The 7,144-nt window shown below is 52.6% G+C and carries 10 protein-coding genes and 1 pseudogene; 7 read left to right on the top strand and 4 right to left on the bottom strand.

Translation table 11 applies throughout. The annotated features are described in order from the left end of the window. The 7 genes from ACEW8P_RS04510 to ACEW8P_RS04540 form a co-directional block, all read left to right on the top strand. Positions 1-687, top strand: a 687-nt coding sequence (locus ACEW8P_RS04510; RefSeq protein ID WP_373511915.1) for a helix-turn-helix transcriptional regulator, incomplete at its 5' end; no start/stop codon positions are given. Positions 688-707: 20 nt separating this feature from the next. After that, positions 708-1,085, top strand: coding sequence for a nuclease A inhibitor family protein (locus ACEW8P_RS04515; RefSeq protein ID WP_373511916.1), 378 nt, complete (start codon positions 708-710; stop codon positions 1,083-1,085). Further along, positions 1,082-1,960, top strand: a complete 879-nt coding sequence (locus ACEW8P_RS04520; RefSeq protein WP_373511917.1) for a DNA/RNA non-specific endonuclease — start codon at positions 1,082-1,084, stop codon at positions 1,958-1,960. Before ACEW8P_RS04515 ends, ACEW8P_RS04520 begins: the two co-directional genes overlap by 4 nt. Before the next feature lie 102 nt (positions 1,961-2,062). Continuing rightward, positions 2,063-2,203, top strand: a complete 141-nt coding sequence (locus tag ACEW8P_RS04525; protein WP_373511918.1) for a hypothetical protein — start codon at positions 2,063-2,065, stop codon at positions 2,201-2,203. Positions 2,204-2,281: 78 nt separating this feature from the next. Continuing rightward, positions 2,282-2,461, top strand: coding sequence for a hypothetical protein (locus tag ACEW8P_RS04530; protein WP_373511919.1), 180 nt, complete (start codon positions 2,282-2,284; stop codon positions 2,459-2,461). A 50-nt stretch (positions 2,462-2,511) separates the two neighbouring features. Beyond that, positions 2,512-2,697, top strand: a complete 186-nt coding sequence (locus ACEW8P_RS04535; RefSeq protein ID WP_373511920.1) for a hypothetical protein — start codon at positions 2,512-2,514, stop codon at positions 2,695-2,697. Positions 2,698-3,048: 351 nt separating this feature from the next. Continuing rightward, positions 3,049-4,698 carry an RNA-binding domain-containing protein gene (locus tag ACEW8P_RS04540; RefSeq protein WP_373511921.1) on the top strand — a complete coding sequence of 550 codons (1,650 nt, stop codon included), beginning with the start codon at positions 3,049-3,051 and terminating at the stop codon, positions 4,696-4,698. Between the two features lie 288 nt (positions 4,699-4,986). Here the strand turns inward: ACEW8P_RS04540 and ACEW8P_RS04545 are convergent, their stop codons facing one another. From ACEW8P_RS04545 to ACEW8P_RS04560, 4 genes and pseudogenes are all read right to left on the bottom strand, one after another. Continuing rightward, complete coding sequence (locus ACEW8P_RS04545) at positions 4,987-5,229, bottom strand: hypothetical protein (RefSeq protein WP_373511922.1); 243 nt, start codon at positions 5,227-5,229, stop codon at positions 4,987-4,989. A 216-nt stretch (positions 5,230-5,445) separates the two neighbouring features. Then, positions 5,446-5,721, bottom strand: a complete 276-nt coding sequence (locus ACEW8P_RS04550; RefSeq protein WP_373511923.1) for a response regulator transcription factor — start codon at positions 5,719-5,721, stop codon at positions 5,446-5,448. After that, the gene (locus tag ACEW8P_RS04555) at positions 5,708-6,064 is read right to left on the bottom strand and encodes a hypothetical protein (protein ID WP_373511924.1); all 357 of its coding nucleotides are present in this window, start codon (positions 6,062-6,064) and stop codon (positions 5,708-5,710) included. Before ACEW8P_RS04555 ends, ACEW8P_RS04550 begins: the two co-directional genes overlap by 14 nt. A 165-nt stretch (positions 6,065-6,229) precedes the next feature. Beyond that, positions 6,230-7,144: pseudogene (locus ACEW8P_RS04560) on the bottom strand (hypothetical protein); the annotation flags it as partial.

Here is a 7,144-nt window from a genome sequence, read left to right on the forward strand (position 1 = left end):
CCGCAGCCGGAGGATTACCTCACATTGTCGGACTACTTCAAAATCAGTGTGGACAATCTGCTGAAAGTCGATTTGTCCCACCTGGGCGAGCTGCCGCTGCGGGAGCTGGAAGCGGGCAACGACCTGTACATGCGCGGCGGCAACCTTCGGGTGCTGGCCATCACGACCGACGCTGACAACCGCGAGAACGTCGAATTCGTGCCGATCAAGGCCAAGGCGGGCTACCGCGACGGCTACGCCGACCCGGAGTTCATCGCCAGCCTGCCGAAGCTCTCGCTGCCCGACCTGCCCGAGGGCCACACCTTCCGCATGTTCCCCATCGCGGGAGATTCGATGCTGCCCGTGCCCGACGGCAGCACGGTGTTGGGGCAGTACGTCGAGGACTGGACGGGCCTCAAGTCCGACACGCCCTGCGTGCTGGTGCTGCGGGGCGAGGGCGACTTCGTCTTCAAGCTGGTGACGGTGCTGCACGACCACCGCCTGCTGCTGCGCTCGCTCAACACGCTGTATGAATCCTACACGGTCGAGGGCGGGGAGGTGCTGGAAGTTTGGAAATTCTACTCCTTCCAGAGCCGGGAGATTCCGGCCACCGAGACGACGATGGACCAGCTTTTGAAGATGGTGCTGGTGCTGCAAAGGGAAATGAAGGAGATCAAGGGCAACACCGCACAGCCCGCGCTCGGCTAACCGAACTGATGGTGGATGAAATGCTCCCAAACCTGCTGGTCGGATTGCTGTATCCCAGCGAGTCGGACGAACCCGTGCACTTCCTTTCCGCCCCCTGGAAGCGGCCGGGGGAAACCTATGCCAGGGAGTTCGAGGAACTCTTCGGCCTGGAAGCCGCCGAGGAGGTGGCGGAGCTGGTACCGGAGCGTTTCTGGGCGTCTGTGACCATTGAGCAGGAATGGCACGGGGCTGAAGAAAGAGAAAGAACTGCCAGTTTTTCAGAGATCAGGCGCATTATGGAAGAGAATTTGAAACACATTCAGTATTTTGAGGTCGGGGAGGTCGAGGTCAGCCTGTACCTGGTCGGCCAATCGGAAAATAACATCATGGGAATCAAAACCACCGCCAATCGCACATGAAAATCAGAAATCCCATAACCCTCTTACTGCTGCCCTTCCTGCTGACGGGCTGCGTGAGAACAACAGTTGCCCCGCTCCCCGTGGCCGAAAGCCTCCACGTGAGCCTGGGCAATCCCACGTCAGCCAGGGCGGACACCACAGAGGCAGACAACTACCTCATTCTGAGGGATCAGTATGCGTTGAGCTGTAATCGGAGCCTGGGCCACGCCAACTGGGTGAGTTGGGAGCTTTCCTCCGAGTGGCTCGGCGACGCCAACCGCCAGGACGATTTCCGACCCGACCCGGATCTGCCTACGGGCTGGTACCGGGTCAGGCCCGACGACTACACGGGGTCGGGCTTCGACCGGGGCCACCTCTGCCCGTCAGCTTCCCGCACTGCTTCGGAGTCTGACAACTCTGCCACTTTTTTAATGTGTAACATGATTCCGCAAGCCCCCCAACTCAACCGGGAAGCCTGGGCGCGGCTGGAGGACTACTGCCGCTCTCTAGCGGTAAAGAATTATCGGCTGTTCATTGTGGCGGGTTCGTACGGGGTTGGAGGCAAGGGAAGTAAGGGGTTTGCCACGTCCATCAATGGCCGGGTTCACGTCCCCGGCCGCAACTACAAAGTGATCGTGGCCGTGGAAAATTCGGGGAGTGCAGCACAGATCGACGGGGAGACTCCGGTCATTGCGGTAGACTTCCCCAACGATGCCGACCTGGTGGACAACAAGAGCTGGAGCAGCTTCGTGACCACGCCGGGAGACATAGAGCGGGCGGCGGGGGTGACTTTTTTTACGTACCTGCCCGAGGAGGTTAGGAATAAATTGCGAGAAGTGCGCTTTGACCCCACCACGACGACTTTGGGTTACGGGGATGTTCGGTTTCAGGAATGAGTCTTCGTTAATCAGCCGGATTTGTCAATAGGTTGCGCCTATCCTCTCGAACTGTTACTTTTGACTTTCGGAATTTTTTGTGCTTATCAGCCAGCCCCAAATATGAATGACAGAACCATTCATCCCGATCCCGACTGCCAAAGAAACCAGCAGGAACTGCTCGATCTTCTGGATGGGGAACTCCGGGATATGATGGCCTACACGCACCGGGTGGGTAACGTGACATTTCACTACTATTCGTAACAGCAGGCAGACCCCACCGAGGAAGACTACAAGGATTGGCTCCTTGGATTGCCGAAGGAAATCGCCCAGATTCATTCCGTGAAGGGATATGAGGCTAATCGGGGAGTGCTCGGTCTGCGCCGCCACGCCGCCGAGCGTAACGACATCGAACTCGATGCCTACATAAGGGAGTCAGTGTCGGAAGCAGACTACCGGAAATGGTCGGACCCCAAGACCCGATCGGTTGAGGACAGCCATGCATCCGATATTGAAAAATGAATGTCTCCCGTTCGACCTCATCCTCTAACTCACTGTTATTAGAATCCAATATGGAAACCACGCTGATCGACCTAGATTGCATCTCTCTTTTCTTCAACAACAACAAGCAGGAGGACATCAAGTACCTTTCCGAAAGTGAGGAGTTCCGCCATTTTTGGCATACCAAACGCGCCGAATTGAGTCCTGATAACGAAATTGCCTGGTGGCTGGGGTTTACCCGCTACCTTGGCCACTAAACGAAATGCGCCGTTTTAGAACTGGCCCGCGCTTCTTAACTGAAGGAGGCTAAGAAAAGGCATAGGGAGGGCGATGAATCTTCCCGAATGGACGATTGGATGCGAAGGCAAATGTAATGAAGTCACCCATTACCCCCTATCCCACCCTTTTCTCTTCACCCTATAGTCGTGAACTGTACAACTCACTTTGGGCCAGTTGCGTCGAGGAATGGGTAAAGGGATATCTGGCGGCAATGGGCTTCTAAACATGTTTTCTTGTCGTAAATTTAGCAATGACTTGCGACAAGAAAACTTACAAAGTATGAACGAAAGTACAGAAAGCAAGGCCATCGAACCTAACCACCTATGACCATGCTCCCAATCAACCTGAATGACTTACTGGGGGCCAGAACGGTGGAGTCCAACCGCATCGAGTTCAAGGAAGGACGGAACCCCGACGCCATTTACCGCACTATCTGTGCCTTTGCCAACGATTTTGACAACACTGGCGGCGGGTACGTCGTCATTGGCGTGGCCGAGGAGCGGGGCCGCGCCCGGCGTCCGGTGATGGGGCTGACCACCGATGAGATTGCCAAAATTCAGCGCGAGATGATCGGCTTCGACAACCTGATCAGACCCGTGTACCATCCCCGCTTGTTTGTCGAGGAAACGGACGACAAGCAGATCATCGTGCTGTGGGTGCCGGGGAGTGCCAACCGCCCGCACGAAGTGCCGGAGAAAATAACCGATTCCCGCAAAACCTACCACAACTACCTGCGGCAGTACGCAAGTTCGGTCAAGGCCAGCCCCGCCCAGAAACAGGAACTCATCGCCCTAACCAATCAGGTGCCGTTTGATGATCGCCTCAACATACAGGCGTCGCTGGCCGATATTTCACTGCTTTGGATCAAGGAATACCTACGGGTGTCGCGAGCGCGGCTGTTCGAACAGGTGGACGCGCTCTCGACGGCGGCCCTACTCGATCAGATGGAACTTCTCAGCGGCCCGCCCGGACACCGTTTCCCGCGTAATGTGGCCCTAATGTTGTTTTGCGAAACGCCGGAAAAATTCTTCCCTTACACCTACATCGAACTGGTGGACTTCCAGCGCGGCGCGGGCAGCAAGACTTTCACCGAGCACACCTTTCGGGGGCCAGTGCAGCACCAGATCCGGCAGTTGATGGACAAGCTACGGACGCTGGCTTTGGTCGAGATGGTGATCAAGGTCGAGTATCAGTCCGAGTCGCTGCGGCCGTGGAGCTACCCCGTGCGGGCTGTGGAGGAGGCCATCGCCAACTGCATTTTCCACCGTGACTACCAGCGGCACGACCCGGTGCGGGTATTCCTGCACCCCGACCGCCTGATTTTTCAGAACGGTGGCGGGCCCGACCGCGCTATCCAGCCCGAGGATTTTGCGACGGGCCGGGTGCAGCCCAGGCACTACCGCAACCGTCGCTTGGGTAGTTTCTTGAAAGCCTTACAGCTTACGGAGGGTTATGCTACGGGTATTCAGCTTATTCTCAATGAAATGTCCGCTAACGGCTCGGCCCCACCCGTGTTCTCGATGGACGAAGAACGGACGTACTTTGCCGTGGAGTTTGAGATGCACCCAGCGTTTTCTGAAAATCTTACAGAGAGATTTCTCAAAGAAACGGAAAGCCGAGAACCGAGGAGTCCTATGGCGGAACATTTGAAGCGGACTTCTTTTCCGATTCCGCTGACCGAGAATGAAAGGAACGAGTTCCCTTCCCTGGTTTCTTCTTCGAGCCTTCCCAGCATTCGGATGTTGCGCAATTTGAGCGGTAAGCGACTGCGTAGCCGAAAAGAACTGTTGAAGGGTGCCAACCTTTCCAACCATACCGATAACGCGAAACGTCACTTTGAACCGCTACTTTCGGCTGATTTGCTCACTCTGACGGATCCAGAGTCCCCCCGCAGTCCCAGACAGAAATACTATTTGACAGAACATGGTGAACGCTTGGCTCAGTATCTATTTGAACAAAAAATTTCTGACGACGACTAAGTAGCGACCAAGTAAGCGATTAAGTAAATCCCTAAGTCAACCTTGAGTACAAGGATTGGAGAGGATGAAGACGGGCAGAAACGTGTGGGTCGGCAGCTTATTCCCGAACCTACGACCAAGTGGCGACCAAGTTGCGTACAATCTATTATTACGATTTTAGGACTATCGTTCAACAGGTTCTTTCGTTTACTTCGCTCAGGAACCTGCAAGTAACGGTTAGCCGAGATCCAGACAAAATAAAAGTGGCACAGTATGCTGCGCCACTTTTCGAACATTATTTAAAGACACTCAAAGGCTTTCATAAAACACCTTCGAGACGAACAGCCTGAAATCCGGGCATAAGGCAAACCAATCCTTACAGGCCATATCGAAGCGCATTTTGGGTACCAGTTCAATGTCGATCCCCTCTTCGGTTGGGGTAGTCAGAATTTGGGGGTGAAGAGCATCCTGACCGTAGCGGTCGAGAATTTGTTGTAGTTGGGGACATTTAGTTTTGAGATTTTTTAAAGGGGATTGTTTGGTTGATTTCATCGGTTAGGTTTTCCATTCAACATATCATACGCACACACCTGAAACCGATCCGCCCAGATTACCCAACTAAACGGATAGAGTTTTACGGTCGGCCAAAATTAGCGGGAATCATCGGGCGGGTCAATACGTACTTAGTCTTATTTTTGATGAGCGGCAACTAAAAAAGGGGAGGGATCGCATACGTAAAAAAACGTACATAGCCTGAAAACGGCCATTCTAGTGGTTCTGCATGATTTTATGAAGCAGCTCGACCTTGTTGGTGGCTGCGGCCTTTTGGAAAATATTTTCGACGTGCTTCTTGACTGTCCGCTCGACAATGTGCAATTCTTCGGTGGTTTCCTTAAACATTTTTCCTAGCCTTACCAGCCGAACCACCTGCTTCTCCCGTGTGGTTAGTTTAAATAGGGACATATTGATCTCGAAGATGTGGATGTTCTTCTCGATTTCGCTGACGATACCGTTAAGGGGTGGCTCGGTTTCAAGATTTTCCATCACGGTCCGTCCTGGCTTGGAGAATGGAGCGACGAATGAACAGAATGGTTAGGATGGTGAACCCAAGATTGGTAATAATCGCCTCAGTGACCTGATCAATGCCTGGGAAGAAAGCTATGGCCACGAACGGGACAACCGAAAAGTACATCCCAATCACTTCCAAATACTCCCGATTTTCTATCTCCTTCTCAAAAGCTTTTCGGATGGCTCTGAACATGACGTATGCCAGTACTAAACTGTACCCTGCCGGGATAATCAGGCCTTGGGCGCTGGCGCTGTCAATGATACCTGAAAGCAGATATTCCGTAGTAAATATCAGGGTAAAAGGGACATAAAGGAACAAAACCACTCCGTAGGTTGCATGAAATCGCAGACCGCTCAGATTATAGGATCGGTAAAAATAATAGGGAAAATAGCTGGCCAAGATGAATCCGTCAGCGTAAGGGGTTTGCCTATAAAAAATTTAAGCCCAGCAAACTATATTGCAATTTTGATTCAAACGAATCAATCATCGCCCCACGGCGCGGATGGATTTTTGATACATCATCGGGGTGAGTGGCTCTTTACTCATTGACTCTTCAATTTCCTTTGAACATGCAACCGTCTCGGTCTCGTGATTTTTTACCGAACCTTGACTGTTACTTTCGCCTTCTGGCTTCAAGCTATCGGTCAAGCGTCTTTCAACTTCAGCAAGACTGGTTTTGAACTCTCTCAGCTTTGCATCTTTCGGCCACGGTTTGTTTTGTGCTTCCGAGGCAATCTTTATATCACGCGCCAATTCCTCCTGCCTTTCCTGCTGCTGCTTTAACAATTTGGCAATTTGTTCGCTCGAAGTGGCTTTGTTCACGTACTCCCCGGCGGTTCTGATTTTTTCTGAGTTGAGGTAGCCGTTATTGTGGCGGTATAGGATTCCATTGGGCGACCGTACCTCCCATTTATGCTGCGTGTGACCATCGAACCTGAACGTGTCCACCGAAAGTTCGAAGCCTCTGAAATCAGCGACTTTCGTGATTCCAACTACGCGCTTTTGCTGGGCTGTCAGCATCGATACACCCAAATCTTCTATTTTTCCTTCCTCCACCAGAGGAGCGTTTTCCTTACCATCGCCATACAATAGTTTTTGGTCTGCCTTGATTTTTTCCAGCACCTCCCCTACCCTATCGAGAGATTTTTCCAACACGGAATAAGATCGGCGCTGGGAGGCCATGTCTTTGTTAAAAATTGTCTTCTCTGACTCCAGACTGGCGATTTGCTTTTCGATTTTGGCCTTTTCCAGCAAATCCTTATTGCCCGAGAGTAGGGCGACGTACTCGGCGTAATTCATCCCGTTGGTTTCGTCCATCCCTCCCTCGTCGATGCGTCTTACTGAAAGGTTCTGATTTTTGATCTGAGAGATAAACAGGGCCTTGTTTTGGAGCAGGTT

The organism is Persicitalea sp., from assembly GCF_041751555.1.
Taxonomy (GTDB): Bacteria; Bacteroidota; Bacteroidia; order Cytophagales; family Spirosomataceae; genus Persicitalea.